Raw genomic sequence first — 14,611 nt, forward strand, 5'->3', positions numbered from 1 at the left:
GGGCCGGTCCGCGTGGGGCCGGTCCGCGCGTGATTCAGGGCCCGTCGGTGTCCTGGGTGCCGGGGCCGATCCTCAGCTCGAAGTCGCCGTCGTACTGCTCGTGGCCGGCGATCACGGCGAGTTCGACGACCTCCACGCCCACCTCGCCGCGGACGATCAGCGGGTCCTTGCGGAGGTCCCGCATCAGGGCCACGCACATGCCGATCATCACCAGGACGAACGGTGCCGCCACCAGGATCGTGAGGTTCTGCAGGCCCGCGAGGGCGTCGCCCTGGCCGTCGCCGATGAGGAGCATGATGGCGGCGACCGCGCCGGTCACGACGCCCCAGAACACCACGACGGGGCGGGTGGGTTCGAAGGCGCCGCGCTGGGAGAGCGTGCCCATGACGATCGAGGCGGCGTCCGCGCCCGACACGAAGAAGATCCCGACGAGGACCATCACGAGCAGGCTCATGGTGCCGGTGAGCGGGAACTCCTGGAGCACACCGAAGAGTTGCCCCTCCGGGGTCGACTCGCCCGCCAGATCGCCCTGTTCCCTGAGCTTCATCGCCGTGCCGCCGAAGACGGCGAACCACACCAGGCTGACGGTGCTGGGCACCAGGATGACGCCGCCGACGAACTGGCGGATGGTGCGGCCCCGGCTGATCCGGGCGATGAACATGCCGACGAAGGGCGTCCAGGAGATCCACCAGGCCCAGTAGAAGACGGTCCAACTGCCCAGCCAGTCATGGATCTCCGCACCGCTGGTCGCCTCCGTGCGGCCGGCGAGCTGCGGCAGGTCGTCGATGTAGGCGGCGATCGAGGTGGGCAGCAGATCGAGCACGATGATGGTGGGGCCCGCGATGAACACGAACAGGGCGAGCACCCCGGCGAGCACCATGTTGATGTTGGAGAGCCACTGGATGCCCTTCTCCACACCGGACACGGCGGAGAAGACGAAGGCCACGGTCAGTACGGCGATGATGGCGACGAGCAGCCCGGTGCCGGTCTTCTCCATCCAGCCCAGCTCCTCGAAGCCGCTGCCGATCTGGAGCGCGCCCAGACCGAGCGAGGCGGCGGAGCCGAACAGCGTGGCGAAGATGGCCAGGATGTCGATGACCCGCCCGGGCCCGCCGTACGCCGCCTTCTCACCGATCAGCGGGACGAACACGGCGCTGATGGTCTGCCGGCGGCGCCGCCGGAACGTGGAGTACGCGATGGCGAGACCGACGACCGCGTAGATCGCCCACGGGTGAAGCGTCCAGTGGAAGAGCGTGGTGGCCATGGCGGTCTGCATGCGCTCGGCCGAGTCCACGGGGTGGGTGCCGGGCGGCGGGGTGCCGTAGTGGGCGAGCGGCTCGCTCACCCCGTAGAACATCAGGCCGATCCCCATACCGGCGCTGAACATCATGGCGATCCATGACACCGTCCGGAACTCCGGGCCCTCGCTCTCCTGGCCCAGCGTGATCCGGCCGTAGCGGCTGATGGCCAGCCAGAGCGCGAAGACGACGAAGCCGGACGCGGCCAGCATGAACGCCCAGCCGCCGTTGCGGATGAGCCCGTCGAGGAGGTCGCTCGACGCGTTCTCCAGGCTGTCCGTGGCCGTGGCGCCCCAGACGACGAACGCCACGGTGAGGACGGCGGTGACACCGAACACGATCCGGTCGGTACGGGCGCGATGGTGGTGGTCGGGGCGGCCCGGAAGGTCCGCCGTCACCGGCAGCCCTTCCCGCCCGCCCCGTTCGGCGCCTGTTCGGCGACCGTCCGGCCCCTGATCTTCCTGCGACACAGATGGCACCTTTCACCGGCAAAGCGGTATTTCAACACAAACCTGACGATGTCTCTGTAAGGCATTACCACAGCCGGGGCCGAAGAGTGTGGACCAACAGACCCCGACGGCTTGACCGGTGGCCGTCGGCGGGCCGACGTATCCTCGCCCCGGGCACCCCGAACGGGGGACGGACAGCACGGCGGAGCAGGGAAGAGGTCGGGGCGAGTGACGGACGGACGACGGACCGACTCGACGGCCACGGGCGACGGGACCGCGAGCACGAGCACCGGACCGGGAACGGGCTCAGCCCCCACCCCCGCCGCCACCTCGGCCCCAGCCCCTGCCCCTGCCTCGCCCCCGCTGAGCACGCGCGCGCGTGAGGCGGTCCTTGAACGGATCGTGGACCGGCGGTACGCCCAGGGCGCCCGCCTCGTCGAGCGCGAGGTCGCGGAGGAGCTCGGGATGTCGCGCGTGCCGGTGCGCGAGGCACTGCGCGCCCTGGTCACCGAGGGCCTGCTGGAGCTGCTTCCGCACAGCGGTGTACGCGTCCGGCGCCTGGAACGCGCCGACGTGGAGCACCTGTACGAGGTGTGGGAGCCGCTCACGATCCAGGCATCCCGGCTCGCGGCGCGGGCGCGCGCGGCGGGCGACACCGAGGGACTCGCCACCCTCGAAGCGGCGCTGCACCAGGCGGAGTCCGCGGCCGCCGCGGACGAGGCGACACGCGAGGTGGCCGCCCACACGGCGTTCCACGAGAGCATGGTGGCCATGGCGGGCAACCCGCTGCTTGCCCGCACGATGGAGCAGCTGAGCTGGCAGTTGCGGCTCGTGTTCGGCCTGCGCGAGGAGCCCGCGCACATGCGGGCCCAGCACGCCGAAATGTACCGGCACATCGCCATGGGGGACGCGGAGGCGGCCGCGGCGAGCACGCTGCTGCACGTGCGGGACAGCCGGGCGGTGGCGCTGCGGTCTCTCTTCGGCGAGGCCTGAGGATGAGGGTGGCCGGGCGTCGCACCATTCGTATACCAAGATGACCGATCACGCACCCTCGAATGCGACGACGTCGGCCTCAACCGGGTCATAACCGTCCCGGAACGGGTGTTTCCGATTCCCTGGATCATCGCTCTTGTCTGCCACCTTGCGCTTGGTATACAAAACGGGGAAGCCGTCGGCCCACTCCCCCAAGGAGCACCCATGTGCGTCGAAGCCACCCCACCGCCTTCCAGCAGGCTGACCCGCCGCGGCATCCTCGCCGGAGCGGCCGCTCTCGCCGGCACCATGGCCGCGGCGGGCGGGGCGACCGCCGCCGTCGGCGACCGCGCCGCCTCCTCCGGTCGCCGTGCCCCCGGCACCACCGCGCGCGTGGGACACCTCGTGATCCAGGGCGGCACCCTCCTGGACCCGGCCACCGGCGAGGTCACCGAGAACGCCGTCGTCGTCATCGCGGACGGCACCGTCCGGGCCGCCGGCCGCCGGGGCGCCGTCGCCGTGCCGCAGGGCGTCGAGGTGCTCGACGCACACGGCCGCTGGATCCTGCCGGGCCTGGTCGACGCGCACATCCACCTCAGTACCGCCGCCGAGGCGCGCGACGCCGTGCGCAAGGGCGCGACGAGCGCGCGCAGCGGATCGACCTCCTTCTACCAGGACATCGCCGTCCGCGAACTCGCCCGGCACAGCCCCGCGCTCGCGCCCCGGCTGAAGGCCGCCGGTGTGTTCGTCACCCCGAACCTCGGCGACACCGTGCTCGCCGACCCCGACCTGACCCCGCTCGCCCGCCTCAAGGACGGGGTGCGTTCGGCGGAGGGGCTGCGGCGTGTGGTGGAGGTGAACCTCGCCCGTGGCGCGGACGTGATCAAGACCCGGGTCAACGAACGCGCCGGGCTCCCGGAACAGGACCCGCTGGCGCAGGTCTACTCACGCGAACAGCTCGCCGCGATCGTGGCGGCGGCCGGGCGGCGAGGCAAGGGCGTCCTCTGCCACAGCTACAGCGAGCAGGGCTGCCACGACGCCGTCACGGCGGGCATCCGCTCCCTGGAGCACGGCGCGTTCGTCGGTGAGCGCACGCTGCACGAGATGCGGCGCCGGGGAACGTACTTCACGCCCACCCTCACCGCCATCGCCGGCCTTGCGGAGTCCTCGGACCCGATCCTCGCCGAGCGCGGACGCACGTACCTCCCGATCCTGAAGCGCGCGGTCCTCGCCGCGCACGAACTCGGGGTCCCGCTGGCCGCGGGCACCGACTCGTCGGGCGGGGTGGTGGACCCGATCGGCGGTGAGGTCGAACTGATGCACTCCGCGGGACTCTCCCCCCTCGACGCGATCCGCACGGCGACGACGGGCGCGGCCCGTCTCCTGGGCCTCACCCGCACGGCGGGCCGCCTCACCCGCGGGTACACGGGCGACGCCCTCCTGCTGTCGGGCGACCCGCTGACGGACCTGACGGTGCTGAAGCGGCCGGTGGCAGTGGTACGAGCGGGAGTCATGGCGGCCTGAGACGGCCCGAGGCCTTCCCCGTCCCCCTCAGCCGGCATCGCCGCTCATCGGACCCATCGGACTCATCGGGCATGCGGCGCGATCCGTGCCGCCTGCCCTCACCACGAGAACCTCGCCGCCCCATCCCCACAAGGAGCCCCCATGCAGTCACCCTCGTCCTCGCACTCGTCCGCTCCCGCCTCCCCCGGCGCGCTGTCCCGTCGCACGATGCTGGCGGGAGCCGCGGCACTGGCGGGCGCCACGGCCACCGCTGCCGCCACGGCCGGGCCCGCGACGGCAGCGGCCCCGGTCGCCGCCGAAGCGGCGGCTTCCAGCGCCTCGGGGCGCAGGGCCAGGACGGTCGTCTTCCGCAACGTCCGCCCGTTCGGCGCGGCGAAGGCCAGGGACCTCGTGGTCGTCGACGGCCGTGTTTCGGACCGTCCGGCTCCGCACGGCGCGAAGGTGGTCGACGGGGGCGGCCGGATCGCACTGCCGTCGCTCGTGGACGCGCACATCCACCCCGACAAGACGACCTGGGGCGGCTCGTGGGTGTCGCGGCGGCCGGCGAGCGCGATCGCCGACTACGTGGCGCAGGACGTGGAGCTGTTCCGCAGCCAGCGGCGCCCGGTGGTCGAGCGGGCGTACGGGTTGATGACGCACGCCGTGTCCCGGGGCACGCGCGGCATGCGTGCCCACGCGGACGTGGCACCGGCGTACGGCCTTGCGGGAGTGGAGGGCGTCGCGGAGGCGCGTGAGCGGCTGCGTCACGCCCTCGACGTCCAGATCGTGGCCTTCCCGCAGCACGGGGTGATCCGGACACCGGGAACGGCCGCGCTCCTCGAGAAGGCGGCGCGCGAGGGTCTCATCGACATGATCGGCGGCATCGACCCGATCGGGTTCGACAACGCCCTCGACGATCAGCTGGACGTCGTGTTCGGCATCGCGGACCGCCATGGTGTGGGCGTGGACATCCACCTGCACGATCGCGGGGAGAAGGGCATGAAGGCGATGCGCGGCATCGTGGACCGCACGCGGGCGCTGTCCCTCGCGGGGAAGGTGACGGTGAGCCACGTGTTCTGTCTGCCGGGCCTGACGGACCGTGAACTCGGCTCGATAGCTGCTGACTTGGGGGACCAGGACATCGCTCTGACCACGGTCGCGCCGTCCGACTCGCTGGTCCTGCCGATCGCGCGCCTGCGGGAACACGGGGTGCGGGTCGGGCTCGGGTCGGACGGTGTGCGTGACTCGTGGAGCCCGTTCGGCAACGCCGACATGATGCACCGGGCGCACATCCTCGGCTGGGTGACGGATGTTCGCCTCGACGACGAACTGAGGGACTGTTACGACGTCGCGGCGCACGGGGGCGCGGACGTGATGGGCCTGGCGCACGCGGACTTCAAGGCCGGCGCCCCGGCCGACTTCGTACTGGTCCGGGGTGAGTGCCTGCCGCAGGTGGTCGTGGACATGCCTCGCCGCGACATGGTGGTTCACGGCGGTGTCGTGGTGGCCCGGGACGGCGAGTTCCTGGCCTGAGGTAGGTCCGATGGCCGGCCGGGCACCACGCAGGGGCCCGGCCGGACTCGCCTCGTTCTACAGGTAGGGCCGCGTGATCAGCTCGAACGCGTGACCGCCCGGGTCCTTGAAGTAGACCCCGCGGCCACCGTGCTCGGTGTTCGTCTCGCCGGACCGCTTCATCTGGGGGTCGGCCCAGTGCTCGACGCCCTGGTCGCAGAGTCGCCGGTACGCCCGCTCGAACAGTTCGTCGTCGACGAGGAAGGCGTAGTGCTGCATCTGGATGTCCACCGGGGGCTCGGCGAACTGGATGAGCACGCCGTCGGCGAGCTGGACGTTGACGAAGGGGCCCCAGGACGGTGCTTCGGGGAGTTCCAACAACTCCCTGAAGAACCGCGCCGACTCGTGGCGGTCCTTGGCGGCGATGATGGTGTGGTTGAACGTGACTGCCATGTGGATGACCTCGCTGTTGATTCGACACGAAATGGACTCGTCGCAGTGCCTGAGCACTGGGGGGTCCGCGTGCCGAACCGTGGGGGTGCTTTCGACGCACCCACGGAGCGATCAGTCGTCCACCGGATGGCCCGTCTGTGTATGGCGTCGAATCGCCGGTCCGGTGTTCACGTCGAAGGACGTTACTTGATCGTTTCCGCACTGACAAGGTGACGACTGCGGCCGGTACGGCCGCACGGCTACAGCGAGTCGACACCTGAGCCGGAGAGTCCACGTTCCACGGAGGTCTTGCGCGGAGCCTTGCCACGCTCCGGGGGGCGCCCTATCGTCCGCTGAAGAAAGCGCTTTCTTTCTATGCGTGGTCGACCCCTCCAACGGCTTGCCCATGCGCGGTTTCCGCTGCACCGAACGACGTTCCGCACAGCACCGCATCCAGGAACCAACCCCCAGCGTTCGAAGACGAGAAGGACGGCGAGCATGAGACGACCAGTCGCACTTCGGCTCCATGCGGCAGCGGCCACCCTGGCCCTCGCGGCCGCGACCGGCGTGGTGTTGTCGATGCCGCAGGCATCGGCGGCGACCGCCGGCGCCACCGGCTACGCGACCCAGAACGGCGGCACCACCGGCGGTGCCGGTGGCCAGACCGTGCGGGCCACCACGGGGACCGCGATCCACGCGGCCCTGTGCGCACGGGCCGACAGCAGCACCCCGATCACCATCGAGGTCGAGGGGACGATCAACCACGCCAACACCACCAAGGTGTCCGGCAGCAGTTGCAACACCGCCGCCGGCGTGATCGAACTCAAGCAGATCAGCAACGTCACCCTCGTCGGGGTCGGCTCCGGCGCCGTCTTCGACCAACTCGGCATCCACATACGCGAGTCCAGCAACATCATCATCCAGAACGTGACCGTCCGGAACGTCAAGAAGTCGGGCTCGCCCCTCTCCAACGGCGGCGACGCCATCGGCATGGAGAGCGACGTCCGCAACGTCTGGGTCGACCACACCACCCTGGAGGCGTCGGGCGGCGAGGCGGAGGGCTACGACGGTCTCTTCGACATGAAGGACAACACCCAGTACGTGACCCTGTCCTACAGCATCCTGCGCAACTCCGGCCGCGGAGGCCTCGTCGGTTCCAGCGAGACCGAGCTCTCGAACAGCTTCATCACGTACCACCACAACCTCTACGAGAACATCGACTCGCGCGCCCCCCTGCTGCGCGGCGGCACCGCCCACATGTACAACAACCACTACCTGCGGATCAACGAGTCCGGCATCAACTCCCGCGCCGGCGCCCGCGCCAAGGTCGACAACAACTACTTCGAGGACTCCAAGGACGTCCTGGGCACCTTCTACACCGACGCGGCCGGGTACTGGCAGGTCGGCGGCAACATCTTCGACAACGTGACCTGGTCCGCGCGCAGCGCCGAGAACAACCCCGCGGGACCGGACCCGCAGTCCAACACCACGGTCGCCATCCCGTACGCCCACACCCTCGACTCCGCCGCCTGCGTGCCGGACGTCGTCAGCCGAACGGCCGGTGCGGGTAAGGGACTTCTCGTGTCGAACGGCAGCTGCTCTCCGCAGACTCCGAGCCCCACGCCCACTCCGACGCCGACCTCCACGTCGCCCACTCCGGCTCCCACCACTCCCACGCCCGGACCGACCGATCCCACGGGGACCAACCTCAGCATCGGGGCCGGCGCCGACGGTTCCTCCAAGGCCGACGGTACGAGCTACGGCAACGTCCGGGACGGCGACCTCGCCACCTACTGGTCGCCCGCCGGCTCCACCGGTTCGGTGTCCGTCAAGTGGGGCTCGGCCACCACCGTGTCCGCGATCACCATTCGTGAGGCGGCCGGTTCCGCCGGCGCCATCGGGTCCTGGCGCGTCCTCAACGGTGACACCGGAGCCGTCCTCGCCTCCGGCAGCGGGGCCGGGGCCATCGCCGTCCCCCGCACCGCGCTCAAGAAGATCACCTTCGAGATCGTCGGCTCGACCGGCACCCCCCGCGTCGCCGAGTTCGAGACCTACGCCGGGTAGGCAGCGGGGTCGGGCAGCGGCCCGGTGCACCGACCCCGTCGCCGGCGGTACCGGCACCGGTCCGGGTTCGGGGTGAACGCCCCGGACCCGGACCGGCCGCGCGTCGCGCGCCAGCCGCCCGAACAGTTCACGAATTCACGAACTCCCGGTCTCCGTAGTTCAGTCGAGCCTCGTTCCAGTCGGCGCCGAGCGAGACCGCGAACTTTCGCGCACGGTCCAGATCAGCGATCTCGGCGACCAGGACGAGCCGCCCGTCGAGGGTGACCGAGCCGCCGCCGAGCTTCTCCCGGGCCTCGGGGTCCCCGACGAGCGCCTCACTCAGCCGGCTCGCGCTGACGCCGGGCACCTCGATCTCGACCGCGTCGGTCTCCGGCGACGTCCTGGGCAGGCACCGGAAGGTGAGCACGGCCTCCTGGTCGTACTCCTTGGCGATGACGCCCGCGATGTGGTTGAGCCCGTCGCGGCCGACCCTGTTCACGTCGAACTCGCGCGACCGCTCGTACGTGGCCTGCTGCCCGGCCTCGGACCAGAAGACGCCGTCGAGCAGCGTCGAGGCCGTCGGGCGGGCGCCGTGGGCGCGGATGATCGCGCGTACCTCGTGGTCGAAACGGGTCAGGCGGGTCGTGAGCCGGGGATCGTCCGGGTCCGTGATGACCGCGGTGTTGTCGGTCGCGAAGATCTCCGCCGCCGGACAGTCCTGGTCGACGGGGCTCGCGTGGATGCTCTGCGCGCCGGTGATCCCGAGGAGGAGGGCGAGGGTGGCGAGGCCGGTGACCGGGACGCGGAGTCGGCGCCTCGTGCGGTGCGTGACGTGATGCATGGCGTGCCCAACGAGTCCGGCAGGTGATCGTTGCGCCCCCGATCGGCGTCGTTCGGTACGTGGCCTCGCTGGCCGGCGCCTGGACGATCATGGTCTCGTGAGCCTCGCGGCCGGCCTCACGGAGCAAGGTGTGCAAGACCCCGGACGAGGAGGGTGAGGCCGAACTCGAACTCCTCGTCCACCGCTACGGACGTGAGGGACCGGGCGGCCTGGAGGAGGGCGGGGTAGGACTCCGGGTCGAGTCCGCCGTAGAAGGCCGCGACCTCGGTGCTGTGGTCGGGGGCGGCCGCAGGGCCGTACTGCTGGGCGGTGAAGCCGACGACGTAGTGCGCGACGGCCGTGAAGGCGCGGGCGGCCAGGGCGGCCGGCAGGCCGTGCTCCAGCAGTGCCGCCAGGACGCGTTCGCGCTGGGCGAGTCCGTGGGGACCGACGGGGACGTACGCCATGAGCAGCGGCAGGGTGTTCGGGTGGCGGCGCAGGGCGTCGTGGAACCCGTGGGCCGTCACCGTGAGGGCCTCGCGCCAGTCGGAGGACGTGGTCAGGGCGCCCAGGTTCACCTCGCCGAGGACGCGGTCCACGACGTAGGCCATGATCTCGTCCTTGCCGTCGAAGTGACGGTAGAGCGTGGCCGTACCGGAGTTCAGGGCCTCGGCGAGCATGCGCAGGGAGAACGCCTGCGTGCCGTGCTCGTCGACGAGCCGCAGCGCCGTGCCGACGATGTGCGCGGTGTCGAGCGAGGGACGGCCGCGCCTCGGCTCGGCGGCAGCGGCCGGGGCCGTGGGGTCCGGGCGTGCGGCCCACCAGGCCGGGCTGCCGGGGGGTGGCGGGGTGGCGGCCATGCGCTGGGCCCTCTCTCGCTGTGCCGGGTCGTCGCCGCCCTGCGCGTCACGGCTCCCGGCGGCCATCTGTGGTGCGGTGCCACGGTACCGGTCGTGCGTGCACGGGCCGGGCGGGGCGGGGCGGGGCCGCCGGGCGCCCGCCCCTCCGTAGCACCGACTCAGCCGGGAGTCAGGCGGGCGATCGCCGGTCCGTTGCCGTTGCCGGTCGCTTCGGTCGTGTGGCGGATGTCGCCGATGTAGCCGTCCGGGCGGATCAGCACGACCGTGTCCTCGGTGATTCCGTACGCCGAGAGCAGGGCCGCTTCGTCCGTCGTACGCGGTGTGGTGTGCGTCAGCACGGTGTGGCGGCGCAGCGGGACACCGCCGGGCGGCCAGGGAAGGCGGTCAAGCGCGGTGGCGGCACCGGCGCCGAACGCGAGGGCGGTGAAGTGCGGGCCCCGGTAGAGGTCGAAGAGGCGGCTCGCCGACCCGGTCGCCGCCGTCGTGCCCGTCGCCGCCGTCGCCCCGGTCCTCTTCGTCGCCTCCGGCAGCGCCGCGTCCGGCGCCCGGTCGCCGCAGCGCAGGTTCGCCGTGCGGGGTGCGTCGGCCGGGGCCAGCGGGCCGCCGAAGTACGAGATGCCGAGCTGGTGTTCGTCGGGGCCTCGGGTGAGCCCGCTGGGACGGGTGCGGCGCAGGCCCTCGTACAGCTCGGTCGAGCGGCCGAGCACCTGCGCGGCGACGGGGCGCCGCTCCAGCTCGTAACTGTCCAGGAGTGCGTCGTCGGCGCCGGCGAGGACCTGCTGGAGTTTCCAGCCGAGGTTGTGGACGTCCTGGACACCGGTGTTGAGGCCCTGCGCGCCGGCGGGCGTGTGGACGTGCGCGGCGTCGCCGCACAGCAGGAGCCGGCCGCTGCGGTAGCGCTCGGCGAGGCGGATGTTGGGGCGGAAGACCGAGGACCAGGTGATGTCGCGCAGGGTGAGGGAGGCGCCCGCACGGCGGCGCAGGAGGGTGGCGAGGGCCGTGCCGGTGAGGTCGACGGGGTCGTCGGGACGGATCTTGATCATGATCTGGAAGCGGCCGCCGGCGCCCGGCAGAGGGCATGCCGCGATGCTGCGCCCGCGCAGCCGGGGCCAGATGTGCCAGTGGTCGTGGGACAGTCCGTCGACGGTGGCGTCGACGAGGATCATCCGGTCGGTCTCGTCCGTGGTGCCCTCGAAGGTGATGCCCGCGGCCTTGCGGACGATGCTGGAGCCGCCGTCGGCCCCGACCACGTACCGGCTTCCGAGTACGCGGCCGTCCTCCAGGCGTACCGTGCACGCCTCGTCGTCCTGGGTGATCTCCACGGCGCGGGCGCCGAAGTCGACGCGCACTCCGAGGCGTTCGACGGCGTCGTGGAGGAGGGCAGTGGTGGCGTACTGAGGGAGCAGGAGGACGTCGGGGTAGGGGGTGCCGATGCCCGCCGGGGCGGTGGCGTGCATCTGCCAGGCCTTGGTGAACGGACCGACATGGAGACCCATCGGCGGGTAGGCACCGCCTGCCGCGCGGGCGGCGTCGGCCAGGCCCAGATCGTCGAGGACTTCGAGCGTGCGGGGCTGGATGCCCTTGGCCCGTGAGCCCTCGAAGCGCCTCTCGTCGCGCTCGACCACGCGTACCGGGACCCCTCGGCGGGCCAGGTCGAGTGTGAGCGCGAGGCCCACGGGCCCCGCGCCGATGACGGTGACGGCGGTGTCGACCGCGCCCGCCGCCTTGCCTGTGTCGTTCGATTCCGGCATGTCCGATGCTCCTCGCCGCCCCCGGGTGCGCGAACGGGTACGCGCACCTCGATCGACCGTTTCGGATACAGCGTATCCGAAACGAGGGTCCCCGGCCCGACGCGGCTCGACGCGGCTCGACCCGGCCCGACGCGGCTCGACGCGGCTCGACCCGGCTCGGCTCGGCTCGGCTCGGCTCAGCCGTTCGGGAGGATGACCGCTCGCCCGTCGACGCGCCCCTCGTGCAGCCGCTCGTAGGCCTTCGGAGCCTCGTCCAGGCTGTACGTCTCGGTGTGGACGTCGACCCCGCCGGCACGGGCCAGGTCGAGCACCTCGATCAGCTCGGCCCGGGTTCCCCAGTACGGGGACGTGACCGACACCTCGTACGGGAGGGCGCCGAATCCGACGGGCAGGGTGCCGCCGCCGAGACCGACGATGGTGACGTCGCCCTCGACCGCGACCATCGCACCGGCGGCCGTCACGGTCGGCTGGACGCCCACGAAGTCGAGGACCACCTCGGCGCCGCGTCCGCCCGTCAGTTCGCGGACCGCGGCGGCCGACGCGGCATCCGACAGCACCGTCTCGTGCGCGCCCACGGCGCGAGCCAGGGCCAGCTTGTCCTCCGTGACGTCCAGGGCCACGACCCTGGCCGCGGTCATGGCGCGCAGCAGCTGGATGGCGACGTGGCCGAGCCCACCCGTACCGATGACGACGGCGGTGCTCCCGGGAACCAGCTTGGGGAGGGAGCGCTTGACCGCGTGGTACGGAGTGAGGCCGGCGTCCGTGAGCGGTACGGCCTGGACGGGGTCGAGGCCGCCGAGCGGGACGAGGTGACGGGGGCTGTCGACGATCATGTACTCGGCGATGGCGCCGGGGGCGCCGAGTCCCGGCGGCCTGATGCCGAGTTCGGCGGCCCGCAGACAGTAGTTCTCCTTGCCCTGGGCGCACCTGGAGCAGCTGCCGCAGCCCCAGGGACCGTAGACGGCGACGGCGTCACCGACGGCGAAGCCCTCGGCGCCGGCACCGAGGGCCGCCACCGTGCCCACGCCTTCGTGGCCGAGGGTCAGCGGCAGCGGGAAGGGCAGCTGGTCGGCGGACCAGCTCATGACCGCGATGTCGGAGTGACAGACACCGGCGGCGGTGACCTTCAGGAGCACCTGACCGGGGCCGGGTTCCGGGTCGGGGACGGTGACGACCTCCGGCGGGGCACCCACCGTGCGGTACTGCAGTGCCTTCATGACGTTTTCCTTTCGAGTTCCTTTTCCTTCACCCGCGGCCGCGTGACTCAGCGGGCGGCGTAGGCGCCGTCGACAAGGTGGTAGCTGCCGTGGACGAAGGACGCACGCTCCGAGAGCAGGAAGGCGACGAGCTCGGCGACCTCCTCGGCGCGGCCGAGCCGGCCCGCCGGGTGGAGGGCGACCAGGGCGTCGTACGCCTCCTGCCCGATGCCGGAGAGGAGCGGTGTGTCGATGTAGCCGGGGCCGACGGCGTTGATACGTACCCCCTGGGAGGCGTACTCGAGTGCGGCCGTCTTGGTGAGACCGACGACGCCGTGCTTGGCCGCGACGTAGGCGGCGCTGCCGGCGGAGCCGTTGGTCCCGAGGATGGAGGACATGTTCACGACCGCGCCGCCGCCGGAGGCGAGGATCGCGGGGAGTTCGTGGCGGAGCGAGTGGAACACGCCGTCCAGGTTGGTGGAGACGACGCGCCGCCACTCCTCGGCCGGGGTCTCGGCGATCGGGACCCGCGCACCGGCGACGCCCGCGTTGTTGACCGCCAGGTGGAGGCCGCCGAAGGCGGCGACCGTGGCCTCGACGCCCTGCCGGACGGAGCTGTCGTCGGTGACGTCCATCCGTACGGCGACTGCCTTGGCACCGCGCTCGGTCAGCTCGGTGACGGCGGCGGCCGCGCGGTCGGCGTCGAAGTCGGCGACCGCCACGGCGGCACCGGCGTACGCGAGGTGGCGGGCGACGGCGAGTCCGATGCCGGAGGCGCCGCCGGTGACGAGGGCGGCCCTGCCGGCGAACTCCTGGGAGTCGGCGGTCCGGGCGTGGGAGGTGTGGGCGTCGGGAGTGCGGGGGTGCGTCATGGTGGTTCCTCAGACGGTTGTACGGGTTTCCACCGGCGGCGGTTCCGTCGCCAGCAGGCCGAAGGCCTCCTCCACGAGGGCGGGAAGGGCCTCCCGGGGGCCGCCGAGCACCCAGGCGCGGGTGGCGGCCAGGAGCGTGGCGGCGCCCGACCCGACGGCGACGGCGGGCCGCAGATCGTGTTCCGGGTCGGTGCCGATGCGGGCCGCGACCAGCCGGACCGACGCCGCCTCGCCTTCCAGGAGGACGCGACGGAGGACGGCGCGGAGAGGGGCCTCTGCCTCGGCGAGGCGGAGGACCTCGCGTACCCCGTCGCGGCGGTGCCAGGCCGGGGAGACCGGGTCCGCGAGCCAGCTCCGCACAGCCGCCCGGTAGGCGGTCAGCGGGGTCTCGCTCGCCGGGCGCGCGGCGAGCGCCGCGTTGATGCGTTCACAGTCGGCACGGAAGCCGTCGAGGACGGCCTCCTCCTTGGAGCCGAAGTACCGGCTGAAGGTTCGCCGGGAGACGCCGACGGCGTCGGTGACGTCCTCGACGGAGACTCCGGCCGGTCCCCGTTCGAGGACGAGCCACAGTGCGGCCTCGCTGAGCGCCTCACGGGTCCGCGTCCCCTTCGAGCCGCGCCGCGGGATGCGGCTTCCTCGCTCCGTACTCATACCTGCACCGTACACCTATTATTGTCCCAGTGGGACATTCAGAGCGGATTCCGGTGTCACACGGCACACCGGCTCTTGTGACGACTTATCGCCAATAGGCCTTATTCCCCGCATGGACTGAGCTGGGCGGGGCAGATCGTTCGCGGGCCGACCGCGCCCACGCGAGAGGGGTGTGCCGTGCTGTCCGACCTCTTCGACCGGCTGTTCAGACGCCGCGGCTCCTACGGCCGCCCGGGGACGGGCCCCCGAGGA

At 71.9% G+C, this 14,611-nt stretch carries 12 protein-coding genes; 4 read left to right on the forward strand and 8 right to left on the reverse strand.

The features are described 5' to 3' along the window. Positions 1-34: 34 nt before the first annotated feature. Positions 35-1,768 carry a BCCT family transporter gene (locus E0F75_RS04240; RefSeq protein ID WP_374115367.1) on the reverse strand — a complete coding sequence of 578 codons (1,734 nt, stop codon included), beginning with the start codon at positions 1,766-1,768 and terminating at the stop codon, positions 35-37. Between the two features lie 342 nt (positions 1,769-2,110). Between E0F75_RS04240 and E0F75_RS04245 the strand changes: the two genes are divergently transcribed. From E0F75_RS04245 to E0F75_RS04255, 3 genes are all read left to right on the forward strand, one after another. Further along, positions 2,111-2,740: a GntR family transcriptional regulator gene (locus E0F75_RS04245; RefSeq protein ID WP_187621568.1), complete on the forward strand. Its 630-nt coding sequence runs from the start codon at positions 2,111-2,113 to the stop codon at positions 2,738-2,740. A gap of 204 nt (positions 2,741-2,944) precedes the next feature. Then, the gene (locus tag E0F75_RS04250; protein ID WP_187621109.1) at positions 2,945-4,243 is read left to right on the forward strand and encodes an amidohydrolase family protein; all 1,299 of its coding nucleotides are present in this window, start codon (positions 2,945-2,947) and stop codon (positions 4,241-4,243) included. 141 nt (positions 4,244-4,384) lie between these two features. Next, a complete protein-coding gene (locus tag E0F75_RS04255; RefSeq protein ID WP_187621110.1) occupies positions 4,385-5,755 on the forward strand; it encodes an amidohydrolase family protein in 1,371 nt (456 codons plus the stop codon). A 57-nt stretch (positions 5,756-5,812) separates the two neighbouring features. Here E0F75_RS04255 and E0F75_RS04260 read toward each other — a convergent pair whose 3' ends face one another. Then, positions 5,813-6,187 (reverse strand): VOC family protein, encoded by a 375-nt coding sequence (locus E0F75_RS04260; protein WP_187621111.1) that lies wholly within the window; start codon positions 6,185-6,187, stop codon positions 5,813-5,815. A 477-nt stretch (positions 6,188-6,664) separates the two neighbouring features. Between E0F75_RS04260 and E0F75_RS04265 the strand changes: the two genes are divergently transcribed. Next, positions 6,665-8,230, forward strand: a complete 1,566-nt coding sequence (locus E0F75_RS04265; protein ID WP_187621112.1) for a polysaccharide lyase family 1 protein — start codon at positions 6,665-6,667, stop codon at positions 8,228-8,230. Positions 8,231-8,357: 127 nt separating this feature from the next. On the opposite strand, the gene E0F75_RS04270 is transcribed toward E0F75_RS04265, so the two are convergent. From E0F75_RS04270 to E0F75_RS04295, 6 genes are all read right to left on the reverse strand, one after another. Beyond that, complete coding sequence (locus tag E0F75_RS04270) at positions 8,358-9,050, reverse strand: hypothetical protein (RefSeq protein WP_187621113.1); 693 nt, start codon at positions 9,048-9,050, stop codon at positions 8,358-8,360. Positions 9,051-9,166: 116 nt separating this feature from the next. Next, positions 9,167-9,955 (reverse strand): TetR/AcrR family transcriptional regulator, encoded by a 789-nt coding sequence (locus E0F75_RS04275; RefSeq protein ID WP_229312493.1) that lies wholly within the window; start codon positions 9,953-9,955, stop codon positions 9,167-9,169. A 92-nt stretch (positions 9,956-10,047) separates the two neighbouring features. Next, positions 10,048-11,640: an FAD-dependent monooxygenase gene (locus tag E0F75_RS04280; protein WP_187621115.1), complete on the reverse strand. Its 1,593-nt coding sequence runs from the start codon at positions 11,638-11,640 to the stop codon at positions 10,048-10,050. 176 nt (positions 11,641-11,816) lie between these two features. Continuing rightward, on the reverse strand, positions 11,817-12,857 hold the full coding sequence (locus E0F75_RS04285; RefSeq protein ID WP_187621116.1) for an NAD(P)-dependent alcohol dehydrogenase: 1,041 nt from the start codon (positions 12,855-12,857) through the stop codon (positions 11,817-11,819). Positions 12,858-12,904: 47 nt separating this feature from the next. Then, a complete protein-coding gene (locus tag E0F75_RS04290; RefSeq protein WP_187621117.1) occupies positions 12,905-13,708 on the reverse strand; it encodes an SDR family NAD(P)-dependent oxidoreductase in 804 nt (267 codons plus the stop codon). 9 nt (positions 13,709-13,717) lie between these two features. After that, positions 13,718-14,359: a TetR family transcriptional regulator gene (locus E0F75_RS04295; protein WP_187621118.1), complete on the reverse strand. Its 642-nt coding sequence runs from the start codon at positions 14,357-14,359 to the stop codon at positions 13,718-13,720. Positions 14,360-14,611 lie beyond the last annotated feature (252 nt).

Source organism: Streptomyces sp. CB02980, assembly GCF_014451325.2.
Taxonomy (GTDB): domain Bacteria; phylum Actinomycetota; class Actinomycetes; order Streptomycetales; family Streptomycetaceae; genus Streptomyces.